Raw genomic sequence first — 14,695 nt, forward strand, 5'->3', positions numbered from 1 at the left:
CGACTCACGGCCGGGGAGGTCGGCGGCACCGGAGCTGGCGTAGGCCGGTCAGGGACAGTCGTACGTGAAGTGGGCGGTGGCTGCGCGGGCGGCAGGGGCGAGGATGCGCAGTTCGGCCTGTGCCGTGCGATGTCCCCGCCCTTGATATGTCCACCGCAGGTGCAGACGTGCGTGTGTCTGCCCGCGGACCATCACCTCGTGCAGGACGCCGGACGATGTGCCGTCGCTTCGAATCCAACGGTAGGAGAGTGTGCCGGGACGGCCGTTGGTGGTGACGAGGCCGACGACGTCCGCGGTGTTGTCGCATCGCAGAACTGTCGGCCGGGCCGTGACCGCCATCCCGGTGGCCTCAAGGGATTGCCCGAAGCGCTGCCAGGCCAGGAACGCGAGGACGGCTGTCACCACGAGCACCGGCAGAGCGTGTCGGCGCAGCTTCCGACCGGCGGGCGTGGGGGGCGACGACGCAGTTGGCGGTGTCTGTGCGGTCCGGTGGGCAAAGGCGGCTGTCACACCGGGGCCGAAACGCAGCACGCTCCCCTCGACGCGGTCGGGCCGTACCGAGGGAACGCTCGCCGACGGCCGGTCGACGAGCGTGTCGTCGGACTCGGGGCGCTGGATCCAGTGGCTGGCAAGCACGGTGGCGCTGTACTCGCTGTCGGACGCGGAGGATTCGACGTCCGGTGCGCTGCCGTCAGCAGGGCCGAGGTGGAGGGTGGCGCTCTGCGCGTCGACGGGCGCGAGCACCCGGGTGGGCTCCTCCGCCTCCTCCGCGGACGTGGGACCGGTGTCGTTCTGAGTGGTCATCGGATCTCGCACTGTCTGGTAAGGATCTGCTGCGAAGCACCACCGGACGCGGCCACCGGACTGGTCGTGGCCTGAACCGTCCAGTAGCAGCCGTCGTTCTGGAAGGTGTGGTCGACGGTGATCGAGTACTGGGTGGCGCCGCTGCGCTCGAAGGTCTGGGACGTACCGTCGGCAGAGCCCGGTTGCCCACCGGTGTTGCCCGTGAGCCACGAGACCGTGACGGACAGCGGTCCGGTCCCGTCCGTGGTGACGGTGATGGTCGCGGTGGCGGTCGTGGGACCTGTCTGCTGGAAGGCCGACACCGCGACATCCTTGACGGCGGGGCCGGCCGGCGTGGTGGCGGTGGTGGTCGTCGGTGTCGCTGTCGTGGAGGTGGTTGCCGCGCCGGACGTCGTCCCGTCGGTGGGAGGCGTGGTGGCGGAGGCCGGGGGCTCACCGGTCTCGGTGGTCGGCGCGGCCGAGACAGAAAGACCGGGGGACGCTAGACCGGGGGACGGCGACAGATCGGCCGGAGTGGTGGGCGTCGCGGGCGCTCCGGTGGGTGCCGCCGAGTCGGTGCCGGCCTGTGCTGCGGTGGTGGCCAGAGCCTCGGCGGTCCGTTGCGCGGCGCCTGCCTGGGCCTGGTGGATGCCGTACGTGAGCAGGATGCCCAGGAGTACGACGGCAGCCGAGACGAGCATCCCGGGTCGGCCGGGTAGCCACGACCGGGTCCATTGGTGGCGTGGCGGCTGACTCAGCACCGTGCGTGCTGTATCCGTGGTGCTACGGGGAGCGCGGGCCGAGGGCAACAGCAGTACCAGCAGGGCCACCAGGGCGGCGAGCCGGGCCCGGCCGCGTTCTTCCCAGTCGGCACCATAGGCGGCACCCGCAACCGTCTCCAGCTCTCGCACGAAGGTATCGGCGTCCGCCGGCCGCTCCTCCGGTGCCTTCGCCAGACCGCGGCGGACCAGCTCACGGACCGCTTCTGGAACCTGTTCGACGGGGACGGGTGCGTCGACGTGCTGCAGGGCGAGTTCGGCGATGTTGTCGCCCGAGTACGGTTTGTGACCCGTCAGGCACTCGAAGAAGGTCGCAGTGGCCGCGTACACGTCCGCGGCGCGGGACGCGGGGGCACCCGTCCATTGCTCGGGAGCCATGTAGGACGGGGTCCCGGCCACGCCGGCGCTCGTACCGGCATCCACCGCGATTCCGAAATCGACCAGCTTGGACGATCCGGCCGTTTCGATCAGGACGTTCTCGGGCTTGTAGTCGCGGTGGACGACACCGACGCGGTGCGCGTCCGCCAGGCCGAGCAGCGACCCCTTGAGGAGAACGAGTGCGGCCTCGGGATCAAGCGGTCCCTGACGGGTCAGCAGCGTTCGCAAGGAGATGCCGTCCACCAGTTCCATCACGATGGCGGCACCGTCGGGGCTCTCCACGTACTCATACAGGCCGGCCACGTACGGGCTTTGCAGCCCGCCAAGCAGACGCGCCTCCGACCGGAACTCGTACACGAAACCCGGCCGGGTACGCAGGGACTCACTGAGGTACTTCACCGCGACCGGAACACCGGTCTCCGCATGCACGGCCAGCACTACGCGACCGCTCGCCCCCGCCCCGAGCTCAAGAGACTCGGTGTATCCGGGCACCACCCACGTGCTCACATTATCCCCCCGGCCGGTGTACCGCCGTACTTGACCGACTCCGAAGCGCTGGAACCTTGGATTGAGAGACACAATTTCAGCCACCGCGGTTGCCGGCACAGGACCCTACTCGTCCCCCGGTCCACGCATCCCGCCTCACGAACTATGTACAGAAAGTCCGAGTAGGCGCTCGCGCCTGCCAACGAGGGCTTCTGTCGTGACTCGCCCCTGAGGACGGGATCGGCGGAGGATGTCAGCGCGGCCGCTGCGGCGGTGAGCGCGCCGGTTGCGAGCGTGGCGGTGCTAGGGCCTGTGTGACGTTGTGATCAGCCAGTTGTCTTCAGCAGGTCGTTGATCCAAATGATTGAGGCCCGGAGATGGCGGCCGGCGAGGTAGCTCTCGGGCGACTTGTCGTATCGAGTGGCGATGCCCCGCCATGCCTTCAGCTTGTTGATGAGCCGCTCGACCGTGTTCCGTTCCTTGTAAAGATCACTGTCGTGGCGGGTCTTGAGCGGCCCTCGGTGCGGGGCGGGGCCCTGGCTGACAGGGAGGGGAACGGTGAGACAGAGGCCCGGGGTGTGGGCCGTCGCCCGCGTGAGGGTGTATGCCGCCGTCAGCTTGCTGGTGCGTGTGCCGTGCCCTTGCTGCGGATGCGCTGACGGAGAAAGAGAGCGGCGCGCTCCAGTGCCTCGCCGGCTTCGTCCAGGACGCCGGCAAACGCCTGGAAGACATGTGGAACGTCAGCGGTGATGTCCAGGATGACGTCCACTCCGGCTTCCCTCGCCCGCGTGGCCATACGTGCGGAGTCGTCCAGGAGCACTTCGTTGGTGCCCGCCTGCAGAAGTATCGGGGGGAAGCCGGTCAGGTCGGCGCGGATGGCGGGGCTGAGCATGGGCTGGTCCGGGTCCTGTCCCGCTAGGTACATGGCCCCGGTGTGTTCCAGGCCCTCACGCGTGAAGAACGGATCGATGCCCGCCTTGCTGTCCATGCTCCCGCCTGTCCGGGTCATGTCGAGTCCTGGGGAGAACGCCACGATCGCGGCGGGCATGGGCAAGCCCGCGCCACGAGCGGCTAGGCAGGTGGCGACAGTGAGGCCGCCACCGGCGGAGTCCCCGGCGAACGCGATCGCCGAAGGGTCTTCGCCGCTGTCGAGAAGTGCGCGGTAGGCGCTCAACCCGTCCTCGATCGCGGCCGGGAAGGGGTGTTCAGGGGCAAGCCGGTAATCCAGCGAGAACGCCCTGAATCCTGTTTTGGTCACCAGGTTCCCGGTCAGCGACATCGCCGTCTCCGGTGAACCGACCACGTAGGAGCCGCCGTGAAAGTAGAGGATCGTCCCGGCCGTCGGAGTGTCGGCCGGCTCGACGAGCACCGCGGGCCGGTCGCCCAGCGTCGCAGCCTGAGTGCGGATCCCGGCCGGGACGATCATCTCGGCCATCATCGCCCTGAACCCGGCGCGGAGCTCGTCCACCGACCGAGGGCCCTCAGGCCCGGGCTGCCGGACCATCGCGTCGATCTCCGCGCGCTGTTGCCTGCTCACTGTCGCCTCCATCACGAGTGCATGCCAAGGAACTATATGCCCAGGCATCTGTATGGGTGCTAAGATATATGCCATGGCATCTAAGTCAAGCGGTGGCCGGGTCGACCTCCCGGGCTTCTTCGCCGACCTCGTTCGCTGTGAGACGCGCCTCTACAACGCGCTGAACGACCGTCTTCGCAAGCGGCACGGGATCGTCACCTCGCAGTTCGAATCCCTGCGCTTCCTGCGCGACCACCCTGGGTCCCGGGTCGCGGACCTTGCCGCTGAGTTCGCCATCGGGATCGGTGCGACCAGCAAGGGCATCGACCGTCTAGAGAAGCAGGCATGGGTCATACGGCGAACCAATCCATCGGATCGTCGCTCATCACTACTGGACCTGACCGATGACGGCCTGCAACTCGTCGAGGCGGCGGAGGCGACCTTCACTGAAACGCTGGCCGAGCTGACCGCAGGCGCCCTCGGTGGCCCCTCAGGACTGGCCGCCATACAGGTCCTTTCGGAGCTCCGCTCCGTGCTCGAGCGCCATCAGATCGGCCTGCCCACAGGCTGACCGGCAGGTGCATCCCGCGCGATCGCCCGCTGGCCATGTGATCAGCCTTTGCTGCGAGGCGAATCCCGCAGATCGATCACAACTCCATACGCGCCCTGGAGACCGGGCGCTGGCGGACATGGACACACACGTGCTTGCAGCGTCAGCCACACCCCGCCCGAACGGCCTCGTTCCGGCCGCGCGCAGAGGGGTTGGTACGGTGGACGGGCGCGGCGGCCGACTGACCGGGCACCCACCTTGCCCCCGCGGCAAAACCAGCACTGTTCTGCCCGCTTGTCTCGCCGTTCTCGCCGAACGGAGAAGACGCTCTGCCGTTTCCGCGGCGCGGCTCAGTGCTGTGAGCCGGATTCCGCCGCCGGCACCCCCTCCGGCGCCGCGCCTTCCGTGACGCTCAGCTCCTGGGTCCCTACGACGGACAGCAGTTCCAGCTGTTCGGCTCCGCGGCTTCCGGGCGGGGCGGTGAACCACAGCAGGCGTTGCCGTCCGTCCTCACTGAGGAGGTTGTAGCAGTCGAGTTCGATGACGCCGAGCAGGGGGTGGATGATCTTCTTGCGGTCCATACGGCGCACCGCGACGTCGTAGGTGTCCCAGAGCGCCGCGAACTCCTGGCTGCGGCGGCGAAGGACGCCGATCATCTTCGCGACCTCCGCGTCCCGGCCGCGCCGGGCGGCTGCCGCCCGCAGGTCGGTCACGAACACCCGGGAGTGGTGCGGGTGATCCTCCGGCGGGTGGATCTCTCGTGTCCGCGGGTCGGTGAACCAGCGGTAGACGAAGCTCGCCGTCGGGCCGCGGTGGGCCGGGGACCCGCCGAGCAGGTTCCGGGCCAGGTCGTTTTCCACCAGGGTCTCGTGCAGGTCGGTGATGACGCGTGCCGGTGTGCTGGAAAGGCGGTCCAGCAGGCCCAAGAGCGCGGGCTGTACATGGGCCGATGGTCCGTGCGTCGACCGGGGGATCGGCCGTTCGGCGAGGAGGAACAGGTGGTCGCGCTCGTCTCCGTTCAGACGCAGGGCTCTGGCGAGGGCGGCCAGGGTCTGCGCCGAGGGCTGCACGCCATTCTTGCCGCCGCCGCGTTCCAACTCGGTGTAGTAGTCGGCCGACAGCCCTGCGAGCTGGGCGACTTCCTCGCGGCGCAGCCCGGAGACGCGCCGGCGCGGGCCGTGGGTAAGACCGACGTCGGCGGGCCGGATGCGGTCGCGGCGGGTCCTGAGGAAAGCACCGAGTTCGGGAAGGTTCACCCCTCCATGGTCGTGGACGCGCAGGACCGTAGCCAGGGGGTGGCAACCCCTGGGTAGACGCAACCCTGGCTGGGGGTGGGGAAGGGGGCGATCGTGGAGGACGCAGCAGGGGCGACGGCAAGCACCTCGCCGCCCCCCTCGCCTCCAGCACCCCCTCGCATCGATCACAGGAGCCAGCCATGCCCACCCGCACGTCCCTGGACCGGACCGCCACCCCACCCCGTGTCGCGATCGTCACCGGCGGCTCGCGTGGCATCGGCCGCCAGACCGTCGGCCGGCTGGCCGCCGACGGGTACACGGTCGTGGTCGGCCATGCCGGCAACCACGAGCAGGCCGAAGCCGCCGTGAAGGAGGCCGTCGAGGGCGGCGCCCAGGCGATCGCGGTGCGCGCCGACGTCGCCGACGAACACGCCGTCGCGGCCCTGTTCGACCTGGCCGAAGCGGAGTTCGGCGGTGTCGACGTCGTCGTGCACGCGGCCGGGCGGGCCCAGATGGCGCCGATCGCCGAGCTGGACCTGGCCGTCCTGGACGACCTTCATCGCACCAACGTTCGCGGCACCTTCGTCGTCGCTCAGCAGGCCGCCCGTCGGGTGCGTCCCGGCGGCGCGATCGTGATGTTCTCCACATCCGTGGTGGGGCTGGCGTTCCCGACCTACGGCGCGTACTCCGCCAGCAAGGGCGCGATCGAGGCGCTGACGCCGATCCTGGCCCGGGAACTGCGGGGACGGGACGTCACCGCGAACGTCGTGGCACCCGGCCCCACGGCCACGGACATGTTCCTGGACGGCAAGGACGAGGAGACCATCGCCCGCCTGGCCGCCCAGCCCCCGCTGGAACGGCTCGGCACCCCGGCCGACATCGCCGAGGTCGTCGCGTTCCTGGCCTCCCCCGCCGGCCACTGGATCAACGGGCAAATCGTCCGTGCCAACGGCGGAATCATCTGAGCCTCCCTCAACCACCCATCTCTATGGGCGATTCAGGCAAGCGCCTCGCTGTGCTCATCCCTTCGGCGCGACGTCTCCGAGGTCGCTGAAGCCGTCGTAGCGACTGGTCGCGACGAAGCACGGCACTCGGCCTCTGCGCACCCTCATAGACCCCAGCCGAGACGGACGGCAGCGAAGTCGTCTCCGCGGTGGCCGACCGCCTCCGCGCGGACTTCTTCCGCCGGCATCGGACTGGACAGCCTGCTCATCGCAGGCAGCTCCCTGCAACACCCAGCTGAGAGAAGGAACAACCCACCATGCCTTTCGCGAACTTCAAGGTCCCCGAGAAGACCCTCACCCCGAAGCAGAAGGAGGAGATCGTCAGCCGCACCACCGAGCTGTATGTCGAGATCTACGGCGAGCGCGCCCGCAACAACACCATGGTTCTGGTCGAAGAGGTCGCCGACGGCGGCTGGGGCATCTCCGGCAACGTGCTGACCCTCGCCATGCTCGGCGAGGCGACACCGACCGACACCAGCGGAGCCTGACCGCACCGGCCGGGCCGCTGGGACCGGCGAGGCCCTGATGTGTCTCCGTACCCGAGCGGCCGGCAGTGTCACCGGGGTACGGGGACGGGGCACGTCCGCGGTCAGCCCCAAGTCGAGCCGCTTGTCCCTGCCAGGCGGAAGGTTGCCGATGGCGGCTCCGGGCGCGTGCTGACGCTCCCGGCAGGAGGGAGAGTCGATGTTCACCGCTCCCTCCTGCCGGGCACCGCCGGGGCTCCTCCTCGATGGCCATGACCAGGAGGCCACGCCGTTCTTGGCCGGATACAGTCACCCTGGCGCTCCGGCGGCGCCCCGCTGCCACGCCGTGAACCGAAAGCTGTCATGTCGGTCCTGGACTGGTTCACCGACCAGATCAGAGAGATCGCCGGGATCCCCGCTTCCGACGACGACGGTGACCTCGTACGGGGGCTCTTCCGTTGGCCGTCAGGCACTCGGGTGGCCGTATGTGCAGAGGCGCCCACGGAACGCGCCCGTCAACGCCGTGGAAGACACCTGGGGGGCGGCTGTCCGTCGCGATCTTGGACGAGACCGAGGCGTCCGGAGCGATCGAGTGGATCGTGGAGCTGTCGCCTGGGTCAGGGCTCCCCGCCGTACCGGCTGGGAAAACCGCTGTCGGCCAAAAGGATCAAGCTGATAGAACTACCGCCGTGCACAAGACACTGGAGTTCCCCGATCTACTGCGGCTGGTCGACGACCGTGCAACCGCCTTCCGCGCCGCGATCGCCGCCGCGCCCAGCCTCGACCTGCCTGTGCCGACCTGCCCCGGGTGGACGCTGTCCGACCTGGTGCAGCACATCGGCGAGGGCCGCCGCCGCTGGGCCGCCACGGTCGCCGCCGGGCCGGACGCCACGTCCAGGACCCCGGCCCAGGGTAACGCGGTCGCGCCGCAGGAGCGCGAGGCCGTACTGGCCTGGCTGACCGCCTCGACCGAGCTGTTGCTGGCGGCCCTGCGGCAGGCCGGTCCGGACCAGGGCTGCTTCACCGGCTGGGGCAACACGCAGACGCCGCACACCGCCGGTGGCGTCGCCCGCCACCAGGTGCAGGAGATCGCGGTGCATACCTACGACGCCCAACTCACCGTGGGCGAGCCGGTCCCACTGCCGGTGGAGGTGGCGCTCGACGGTGTCGAGGAGACCCTGTTCATCACCTGCTACACGACGAGCGCCTGGCCGCACAAGCCCACCGCCTTCGACTTCCACGCCACCGAGGGTCCCTCCTGGCGCCTGACGGCCGACGGTGACGGTGCGCGGACCACCCGGCTGCCCGCTGCCGCCGAGGTCCCCGACGCGGCAGGCGTCTCCGTTCGCGGCACGGCCAGTGACCTGGTCCTCTACCTGTACGACCGCATCTCGGCGGACTCCCTGCAACTCGAAGGGGACCCGCAGCTGCTTGACCTGCTCCGCGCCTGGGAACCTGAGGACTAGGGGTTTCACCGGATGACCGATTCCAAGGGTTGGTCTCGCACATGAGATGAGAGAGTCCACCGTCAGGTTGTGACGCCGGACATGGACTCCCTCGCGACCGCACTCTCTGCACGAGTTGGCAACGGACACCCCCAGTGGACCGACGACGTACCCCTCACTCCCCCGCCGGGTCCCTGCTCGCCCCGCCCGCCGTCCGGAGCTTTACTCCACTTCCGTCACCACGCCGTCCGCGTCCATGACCCAGCTTCCGCTCTCGACGCCGTACACCTTCTTGTCGTCGAGCCACTTCCAGGACATCTGCTGCAGCATCTGGTTGGGCCGGCGTTCCCAGACCGGCTGGTGGTCCCAGCCCTCGACCCGGATCATCAGCTTGTCGGCGCCGGGAATCGCCTGGTACAGGTCCGGAACGGAGAAGTGCAGCACGGCCCCCAACTCCACAGCCGTATTGGCCGTCTTGTCCTGGTCTCCGTAGACGATGCACACCGGCACAGCGGTGCCGAGCGTGGAGCCGTACGGCACGGTGCTCGAGTTCCAGCCCCACCAGTAGGAGTTACGCCACCGCATGACGCCTTCCGGCGCCCCGGCTGTGGTACCGCCCCACTTCTGGCCGACGCTGTCGCAGTCCATGATGGACCGCCACACGTGTCCGGCCAGCTCCTTGTCGCTGATGGTGGCCTGCAGGCTGGCCTTGCTGGTCAGGTTCATCGGGAAACCGAAGACCGCGGCCGGCTTGGACTCAGGCTGAGTCGGCAGGCCCGTGCCTGGAGGTGGAGCGAAGGGTGCCTCGGTGTGCGTCGACCAACGGCCGGCCGGAGGGAAGATGGGCGCGAGGAGGAACATGCTCGCCACGTCCCCGGGATGCTGCAGCGCGTACGGCCCATGACGAACGAGGCCGCGGACCAGCCGATGAAGGAGACCTTCTCGTTGTCGCACCGCTCCCTGATGAACTTGACGACGGTGGCCAGTTCGTCCCATTCGCTCTGGGAGTTGCCCAGTTGGTGCGGGTAGGGCGCCGTCGGGGAGCACGTCCCGGTGCCGGGATTGGTCTCCAGGAGTCCCCGCTGGGCGGGGTTGGCGTTGCACGGTTCGTCCATCTTCGGGCGGGGGGAGAGCCCGGAGCCCTGGAGGTCCATGATGTAGACGTCGTAGCCCTTGCCCGCCAGGAACTGCGCCCAGCTGTAGCTGGTGTCCGGGTTCGGGGAACCTCCCTTGGGAGGGAGCACGAGGTCGAAGCCGGGAAGGGCCGGAACGCTCCTGCCGTGGAGCATGAGGACCGGCTTGGGGGTGCCGGCGGGCCCGGTGGCCTTCTTGTATTCCCGTACGAAGAGCTCGATCTCTACGTCGACGTTCGCCGGGATGGTCGATTTGTGCTTGACCTTGTGGTCAACGGGAGTCAGTGGCTGCATGGTCGCCTCCGATGCCTGTTCGACCCGAGGAACGGTTGTTCCCCAGGGGGTGTCAGCATCTCCGCGTCTCGCGGACCTGACAGGGAGCACGATGGCGTGGCGCACGGAGAGTGACTGATCGGGTGGGCGCCGCTCCTCCGATCGGCGGGGCGCACTCAGGGGTGCACGACGACTGCCCACCGAACAGTTGCGCTGGCGGGCAGGGGCCGGGAACCGACAGGGCGCGAGTGATGCAGGGGACGCGGTCCAATGCAGTGCGGCCGACGCGACCGCCCCGTAGGCTCTGGATGGCGCGGCCAAGGGTGAACAGCAATCAGCCCACGTCATCTGCCCGCCCGGCGTGTTCCTCCTCGGCGGGGATACGGCCTCCGTCCTCACATCCCGGTCGTACCGCTACCTGTGAGTCCCGGAGCCAGCGCTGGAACCCAGAAGACGGCGACGGCCAGAGCGATCGAGGCGACCCCCACAGCACGGGCCACGAAGTGGCCGGCCGGAGCGAGCTTCTCGGTGGTGATCACGGCGGTCAGGGCCACCATGGCCCACAGGTTCATCACGCCGAATACCGCCAGCAGCACCATGAGCGACCAGCAACAGCCCAGGCAGAAGGCCCCATGGTGGGCTCCTGCGCGCAGGTCGCGCGAGGGCCCCGGGTACGAGGTGTAGCGCAACATCAGCCCGATCGGTGAGCGACACCTCGCCAGGCAGCGGTCTTTGAGGGGCGTGAGCTGGTAGACGCCGTTGACCGCGAACACGGCCGCGGCCACTGCGGTGCCCGCAGTGGCGGGAAGGCTCACCGCCCGTTCCAGACCGACAGCCAGCCCGTACGCGGGCAGCCCGGCCGCCGCCCAGACAAGCAGGTAGGCGACGGTGAAAACGACCATGCGCGGGGCGCGGTGCACGACGATGGTGCGTGCGTACAGCGCGGCGACGGGCGTGGTGGCGGGCAGCATCATCGCAGCCATCATCAGCGTCCACACGGCAAGGAAGGCGGGTAGGCCCAGGCCCATGGTGCCCGGCATCGCCTCCATGCCGCCCCAGCGCGTCACCACCCAGACCCAGGCGGCAGCCGCCACGACCAGCAGCAATCCGGCGGGGCCCACCCCGCGCCGGACGGTGACAGGCCGATCAGTCACGCCGACCACGTGAAGGGCGCCGCGTGTCCGTTGCCGCCGGAGAAGTCCCAGGTCCGGCCGTACACACCGTCGCCCGTCGCCCGGGTGGAACGGGCGATGGTCAGCGTGCTGTTCACCGGGTGGAACATGCCGGTCAGGCTCATGACCGGACCGTCCTCGCCGAACTGCGGGGCAACCTGGTCCACGATCTCGATGTCGATGGCGTCGCCCACTCGCGCGGAGTGGTGACGGCCGTCATCGCGGTAGTCGATGGGAACCCGCTCCACGCCGAGGACCTCGCCGATGAGGGGGGTGAGCGCCGCCATCGGGCCGCCGGCCTGGCCGGAGAAGACCTTGCCCAGCGCATCCGCCTGGCCGTCGTCGGCGCCACCGTCGAGATACAGCGCCACCTGCCAGCCGCCCTCGGCCATGACCCGGGGCGCGTCGATGAAGACGGCGACGCTGCGGTCGGAGACGTCCACGCCGTCCACGTTCCCGCTGTCCACATGGAACGCGAGGGTCACTTGGCAGCGCTCGTGGTCGGCCGGTGCGGTGAGGCCCGAGGTGGTACAGGGGCACACCACGTCGCAGTTGCAGCTCTCGAAATACGTACCGTTCAGATTCCAGGGCATGGCTCTTCGCCTCCCTCTTTTACGTCCCCCTCGGTAAGAAGATGCATCGGAAGAATCCGTCCGTCCCGGTGCCGCTCTTCTCCAGGCTAATCTTCAGCAACCGCGGCGGCAGATCCGCTGCCTGCGCGGCTGACCATCCTGGCACCGGGAGCAAGGGCACCCGCGGCCTCGGACTCGTGCTCGCGATCGACGGGCACGATGAATACGTCCTTCCCGCGTCGTCGACATCAGGACTTGGCGGGCGGCAGCCGCCGGCCTGAGCCTGGACGAGGCTTTGGTTCGCTACGACGAGCGCACGGCCGCCATGAGGGACGACATCCCCGACGCCCCGCCCCGGCGTTGGGACAGTCACCCTCCCGGCTGCCCCGGTGGCTCGAGCGCGGGCAGACCATCCCGGCGCTGACACCCACGAGCCACTCATCTCACAAGGACGAAGTGACTCACTTCGCCGACGTGACGTCTCGCAGCCGTCCCTGTCGCAGACGGTGCGTGCGCTGGAGCGGGATCTGGGGACGGAGCTGTTCCACAGGATTGGGCGCCGAGCGGTGCTGACGGAGGCGGGCCGGCACTGATCGGCCCCGCCCGTGCGGCCGTGCGGAGCCGAGGTCACCCGGGCGAGCGTGGCGTCGGTGCATGACTTGCGGGAGGGGCGGCTGGATGTGGCGTCGATGCCGTCCCAGGCCGTGGAGCCGCTCACCACGCTGATCCGTTCCTTCGCCGAACGGCATCCGGGCGTGGTGGTGGCGCGCATGTGCTGGTGCCCGGCGGCCCCTTGGGCGGCAGACGGTCCGTCAGGTGGGGGAAGGCCGGGCAGCGGCTGATCGTGGGCAGCCGGGGACCAGGAGGCGGGCGTACGTGGCCGCATTCGATCGACCCTCACGGATCCCGGCAGAAAGTTGCTCACGATACGGTCAAGCGATCCATCAAGCGAACCGTGGGGTCAGGTGCCGCAGAAGCACCGCGCACGGCGCCCTCACTAGGATTTACGGTGTCCACCACCGAAGGAGAGAGCGTGAGCGAGTCGCCGGACACGCGGCAGGGCATGCAGTCGGTCCTGCGATCCCTCGACGTCCTCGAGGCCGTGGCCCAGAACCAGCCCGTCGGCATCAGCGCCCTCGCCAGGATGCTGGGCATCCCCAAGGCGACCGTCCACCGGATCCTGCGCACCCTCGGCGAGGCCGGCTGGCTGGCCCCCCAGGGAGCACCCGGAGAACAGCGCTGGATCCTCACCGCCCGGGCACTCGCCGTCGGAGCAAGGGTCATGACCCAGGACGACGTTCGGGAACGAGCCCGCCCCATGCTCGAAGAACTCGGCCGGCAAACCGACGAGAACATCCACCTGTCCGTCCCCGACGGCGACTCACTGATCCTGATCGACAAGGTACCGTCGAGTCGCCCCGTCCAAACGGTCGCACAGGTCGGCGAACGGGCCCCCATGGTCCTCACCGCATCGGGCTGGGCCTATCTCTCCCGCCTCCCCGTGCCGGAACTCCTCGCCCGCATCCCGCCCGTCGTCGACCTGGCCACCGGCACACGCCTCGCCCGCACCGACCTGCTCGCCGAACTCGAGACCGTCGCACAACGAGGCTTCGCCATCAATCCGGGCCGGTGGCGACCGGACGTCTCCGCCATCGGCTCCGCCATCAACGACCGCGAGGGCCGACCCGTGGCCGCCCTGTCGATCTCCCTGCCCAGCTACCGACTCACCGACGACCTGCACGAACCCTACGGACAGCTGGTGATGGAGGCGACGAAAAGGATCTCCGCGGAACTCGCACGCCGCTGACCAACGCCCGGCATGTCGCCGGGTGGCGTTTGGCGGTCCTGAGGATGGATCACAGGCAACGTTGCCCCTCGCCGCGCCTTGCGGTTAACTCGCCGACCGTCTACGGGCAGCGACCGTGTCCTTCGCATCGCCCCGGGGCGGGCGTAGTCAAGTCAGGTGATCTCACCGTGCCCCGCGGCAACGAGTAGCCGGCGAGGAGGCTGACGCGTCACAGCGGAGTGCGCCGGAAGGAGTTCGGGACATGACTCATGACCCGACAGCCGGAGGAGCAACAGGCCGGTCGTTCAGCAGTGCGGGCATGACGGCCAGGTCGATGTAGCGCGTTACGTAGTCCATGTCGAGGAAGGCCCCCTCGGTCAGGGGCCGGGCCATCAGCGCGACGAACACCAGCTGGGGCAGGAATTCAGCGGCCGTCGGCCGGGCCGTCAGTTCGCCGCGTTGGACGGCGCGTTCCACGAATCCGTCCAATGCGGCGGACTCGGGTTCCACGAGCGACGTGCGCATGGCCGATGCCAGTTCCGGGTCGATGAGCACGGCATGGGCGAGCGCCGCCAACAACTCCGTGTCCCGCTGGACGTCTGCCACCAGTTGGCCGCACAGGGCCAGGAGGTCACCGCGCAACGTGCCGGTGTCGATGGAGCCTATGTCCACTGGACGCGTGGCATGCAGCGCCGCCACGATCATCTGCGGCTTGCCGTGCCACAGCCGGTACAGGGTGGCCTTGCTGCAGCGGGCTCGGACCGCCACTGCCTCCATGGTCAACGCCTCGTAGCCGACTTCGCGCATGATGTCGAGAGCGGTGGTGAGCAGTTCGGCCCACCGCCCGGCCGTCAGTCGTTTGCGGCGGATCGGCTGGTCCCACATACGAGGGCCTCCGGTAGGAACGACTCGGATACCTACAGAACAAACCAGCCGGCATCGGGATGGCCCCACCCCTTTATTCCCGCCCGGTCCGTATCGTGGATCGGTGAACCGCAATAAGAACCTCGAGCAAGGTTAGGACCGACGCTCCAGAGCGTCAAGCAGGAGGGACCGACCACTCCCGGGGCTCACGGTCCCAAGCGGGGCCCACCACCGCCACCGCGCTTGACGCTCCTG

At 69.1% G+C, this 14,695-nt stretch carries 14 protein-coding genes and 1 pseudogene; 6 read left to right on the plus strand and 9 right to left on the minus strand.

Features of this window, described 5'->3' with window-relative positions; translation table 11 throughout:
* Positions 1-48: 48 nt before the first annotated feature.
* The 3 genes from ACWCQ1_RS31890 to ACWCQ1_RS31900 all read right to left on the minus strand — a co-directional run bounded on the left by ACWCQ1_RS31890 (position 49) and on the right by ACWCQ1_RS31900 (position 3,864).
* Positions 49-804, minus strand: a complete 756-nt coding sequence (locus tag ACWCQ1_RS31890) for a hypothetical protein (RefSeq protein WP_451027935.1) — start codon at positions 802-804, stop codon at positions 49-51.
* Positions 801-2,447, minus strand: a complete 1,647-nt coding sequence (locus ACWCQ1_RS31895; RefSeq protein ID WP_451027936.1) for a serine/threonine-protein kinase — start codon at positions 2,445-2,447, stop codon at positions 801-803. The genes ACWCQ1_RS31890 and ACWCQ1_RS31895 overlap by 4 nt, the downstream gene beginning before the upstream one ends.
* A gap of 592 nt (positions 2,448-3,039) precedes the next feature.
* Positions 3,040-3,864, minus strand: coding sequence for an alpha/beta hydrolase (locus ACWCQ1_RS31900; protein WP_358604738.1), 825 nt, complete (start codon positions 3,862-3,864; stop codon positions 3,040-3,042).
* A gap of 172 nt (positions 3,865-4,036) precedes the next feature.
* On the opposite strand from ACWCQ1_RS31900, the gene ACWCQ1_RS31905 reads away from it, so the two are divergent.
* On the plus strand, positions 4,037-4,513 hold the full coding sequence (locus ACWCQ1_RS31905; RefSeq protein ID WP_451027937.1) for a MarR family winged helix-turn-helix transcriptional regulator: 477 nt from the start codon (positions 4,037-4,039) through the stop codon (positions 4,511-4,513).
* Positions 4,514-4,842: 329 nt separating this feature from the next.
* On the opposite strand, the gene ACWCQ1_RS31910 is transcribed toward ACWCQ1_RS31905, so the two are convergent.
* Entirely contained in the window at positions 4,843-5,748 is a 906-nt protein-coding gene (locus ACWCQ1_RS31910; RefSeq protein WP_451027938.1) for a helix-turn-helix transcriptional regulator, read from the minus strand.
* Between the two features lie 179 nt (positions 5,749-5,927).
* On the opposite strand from ACWCQ1_RS31910, the gene ACWCQ1_RS31915 reads away from it, so the two are divergent.
* The 3 genes from ACWCQ1_RS31915 to ACWCQ1_RS31925 all read left to right on the plus strand — a co-directional run bounded on the left by ACWCQ1_RS31915 (position 5,928) and on the right by ACWCQ1_RS31925 (position 8,661).
* Positions 5,928-6,692: an SDR family oxidoreductase gene (locus tag ACWCQ1_RS31915; protein ID WP_451027939.1), complete on the plus strand. Its 765-nt coding sequence runs from the start codon at positions 5,928-5,930 to the stop codon at positions 6,690-6,692.
* Positions 6,693-6,988: 296 nt separating this feature from the next.
* On the plus strand, positions 6,989-7,219 hold the full coding sequence (locus ACWCQ1_RS31920; protein ID WP_133047777.1) for a tautomerase family protein: 231 nt from the start codon (positions 6,989-6,991) through the stop codon (positions 7,217-7,219).
* Positions 7,220-7,884: 665 nt separating this feature from the next.
* Entirely contained in the window at positions 7,885-8,661 is a 777-nt protein-coding gene (locus ACWCQ1_RS31925; protein WP_451027940.1) for a maleylpyruvate isomerase family mycothiol-dependent enzyme, read from the plus strand.
* A 201-nt stretch (positions 8,662-8,862) separates the two neighbouring features.
* On the opposite strand, the gene ACWCQ1_RS31930 is transcribed toward ACWCQ1_RS31925, so the two are convergent.
* The 4 genes from ACWCQ1_RS31930 to ACWCQ1_RS31945 form a co-directional block, all read right to left on the minus strand.
* Positions 8,863-9,366 carry a hypothetical protein gene (locus ACWCQ1_RS31930; protein WP_451027941.1) on the minus strand — a complete coding sequence of 168 codons (504 nt, stop codon included), beginning with the start codon at positions 9,364-9,366 and terminating at the stop codon, positions 8,863-8,865.
* On the minus strand, positions 9,363-10,067 hold the full coding sequence (locus ACWCQ1_RS31935; RefSeq protein WP_451027942.1) for an alpha/beta fold hydrolase: 705 nt from the start codon (positions 10,065-10,067) through the stop codon (positions 9,363-9,365). Before ACWCQ1_RS31935 ends, ACWCQ1_RS31930 begins: the two co-directional genes overlap by 4 nt.
* A 374-nt stretch (positions 10,068-10,441) precedes the next feature.
* A complete protein-coding gene (locus tag ACWCQ1_RS31940) occupies positions 10,442-11,200 on the minus strand; it encodes a DUF2182 domain-containing protein (RefSeq protein WP_451027943.1) in 759 nt (252 codons plus the stop codon).
* Positions 11,197-11,811, minus strand: coding sequence for a DUF1326 domain-containing protein (locus tag ACWCQ1_RS31945; protein WP_358604716.1), 615 nt, complete (start codon positions 11,809-11,811; stop codon positions 11,197-11,199). The genes ACWCQ1_RS31940 and ACWCQ1_RS31945 overlap by 4 nt, the downstream gene beginning before the upstream one ends.
* A gap of 458 nt (positions 11,812-12,269) precedes the next feature.
* Here ACWCQ1_RS31945 and ACWCQ1_RS31950 point away from each other — a divergent pair.
* A pseudogene (locus ACWCQ1_RS31950) lies at positions 12,270-12,557 on the plus strand (LysR family transcriptional regulator); the annotation flags it as partial.
* Positions 12,558-12,823: 266 nt separating this feature from the next.
* Entirely contained in the window at positions 12,824-13,597 is a 774-nt protein-coding gene (locus ACWCQ1_RS31955; RefSeq protein ID WP_358604753.1) for an IclR family transcriptional regulator, read from the plus strand.
* Positions 13,598-13,843: 246 nt separating this feature from the next.
* Here the strand turns inward: ACWCQ1_RS31955 and ACWCQ1_RS31960 are convergent, their stop codons facing one another.
* A complete protein-coding gene (locus ACWCQ1_RS31960; RefSeq protein WP_358604713.1) occupies positions 13,844-14,461 on the minus strand; it encodes a TetR/AcrR family transcriptional regulator in 618 nt (205 codons plus the stop codon).
* Between the last annotated feature and the right edge of the window lie 234 nt (positions 14,462-14,695).

It is taken from the genome of Streptomyces sp. NPDC002144, assembly GCF_053593695.1.

Bases quoted from the DNA above. Each gene is read 5' to 3' on its own strand.
- ACWCQ1_RS31900 (WP_358604738.1), bottom strand. From the start codon at position 3,864: ATGATGGCCGAGATGATCGTCCCGGCCGGGATCCGCACTCAGGCTGCG.
- ACWCQ1_RS31890 (WP_451027935.1), bottom strand. From the start codon at position 804: ATGACCACTCAGAACGACACCGGTCCCACGTCCGCGGAGGAGGCGGAG.
- ACWCQ1_RS31935 (WP_451027942.1), bottom strand. From the start codon at position 10,067: ATGCAGCCACTGACTCCCGTTGACCACAAGGTCAAGCACAAATCGACC.
- ACWCQ1_RS31915 (WP_451027939.1), top strand. From the start codon at position 5,928: ATGCCCACCCGCACGTCCCTGGACCGGACCGCCACCCCACCCCGTGTC.
- ACWCQ1_RS31905 (WP_451027937.1), top strand. From the start codon at position 4,037: ATGGCATCTAAGTCAAGCGGTGGCCGGGTCGACCTCCCGGGCTTCTTC.
- ACWCQ1_RS31960 (WP_358604713.1), bottom strand. From the start codon at position 14,461: ATGTGGGACCAGCCGATCCGCCGCAAACGACTGACGGCCGGGCGGTGG.
- ACWCQ1_RS31930 (WP_451027941.1), bottom strand. From the start codon at position 9,366: ATGAACCTGACCAGCAAGGCCAGCCTGCAGGCCACCATCAGCGACAAG.
- ACWCQ1_RS31945 (WP_358604716.1), bottom strand. From the start codon at position 11,811: ATGCCCTGGAATCTGAACGGTACGTATTTCGAGAGCTGCAACTGCGAC.
- ACWCQ1_RS31920 (WP_133047777.1), top strand. From the start codon at position 6,989: ATGCCTTTCGCGAACTTCAAGGTCCCCGAGAAGACCCTCACCCCGAAG.